This window comes from Paracoccus spongiarum (assembly GCF_030732095.1).
Lineage (GTDB): Bacteria > Pseudomonadota > Alphaproteobacteria > Rhodobacterales > Rhodobacteraceae > Paracoccus > Paracoccus spongiarum.
Map to the genome: position 1 here is coordinate 1 of NZ_JAVAMQ010000062.1, position 1105 is coordinate 1105.

The 1105-nt window shown below is 49.0% G+C and carries 3 protein-coding genes; all 3 read left to right on the top strand.

Annotation, left to right across the window (positions count from 1 at the left end):
• Positions 1 to 2 precede the first annotated feature (2 nt).
• Positions 3 to 344, top strand: a complete 342-nt coding sequence (locus Q5Y72_RS20000) for an ATP-binding protein (RefSeq protein WP_371930872.1) — start codon at positions 3 to 5, stop codon at positions 342 to 344.
• Entirely contained in the window at positions 341 to 796 is a 456-nt protein-coding gene (locus tag Q5Y72_RS19670) for a hypothetical protein (protein ID WP_305965077.1), read from the top strand. The genes Q5Y72_RS20000 and Q5Y72_RS19670 overlap by 4 nt, the downstream gene beginning before the upstream one ends.
• A gap of 10 nt (positions 797 to 806) precedes the next feature.
• Positions 807 to 1105: hypothetical protein (locus Q5Y72_RS19675; RefSeq protein WP_305965078.1), on the top strand; the 299-nt coding region annotated here is incomplete at its 3' end.

The window sequence follows — 1105 nt, forward strand, 5'->3', positions numbered from 1 at the left end:
CATTGAGGAACCTCGTTGAGAATTCGATAAAATACACGAGACGGACTGAGGTGCCGCGCATCGACTTGCATTGGTTTGTTGATGGAAACTCTCTTGTGCTTCAGGTGTCTGATCAAGGAATTGGCGTCGCAGAGGATGATGTACCGGCTCTCTTTCGAGAAGGGTTCAGGGCTAGAAACGCGTTGCGTGAAGCAACGCGTGGGAATGGGCTCGGCCTGTGTGTAAGCAGACGTGGGCTGAATGCATACGGGGGCGATATGAAGTTCTCTGGTCGACCTCAGGGTGGAGAAGGATCCATCTTCACCATAGTTCTGCCTCTATTGAACCAATCGGAGAAATCATGACTGTGCTTAGACCAGCGTACGTTATAGATGAAGAGGCGCACTTTTCCGAGATTATGGCGACAGCGCTAAGAATCTGCGGGTTTAACGTGACGCAATGCTTTGATGCCACAAGTGCCTGGAACCTAATTTTAGCTAATCCGGAGCAAAGTTCACGCGCTTTGATGTTCATCGATATGGCTTTGGAACCTGGTGCTGATGATCAATTATTCTCGCTGTCGGCGACAGACAACTTCATGACGACCGGTCTCGTCCTCGCCAATTGCATTGTGCGAGAGAAAATTGTTGATGATGCACGTAGGAGCAACATCGTTTTGTACTCTGCTCATCAGAAGACTCAGTTTTGGTCAAAAGTCGACAGGTTCTGTTCTGACCATCGGGTTAGAAAGTGGCAGAAGCGGGCAGATGCTGATCTTAAGGAGATTTTCGAGTTGGCGGCCAACTATGTCGAATGATGATGGAGAGGTGATCAAGTTGCTCGGGTTCACCATTCCCGATATTGTGGGCCTGAGTTTGGGCTTTATGGCAGCCGTTCTTGCCCTAATTGCCGTTTTTGCGACAATCGTAATCTACTTCTTGGGCAAGAGGCACTCAGAGCATTTGAAGGAAGTTGAACTGGCGCGAAGAGCTCTACTGGATGAGACTGCGATCCTTCAGAAGAGAGTCATGACGAGCGCGGATCTGATTTCAGAAGTTAATCTCGGCTTCGATTTGATTAGAAGACTTACAGCCCTTCGCTCGCAACTGCAGGGGATTGAGAATAC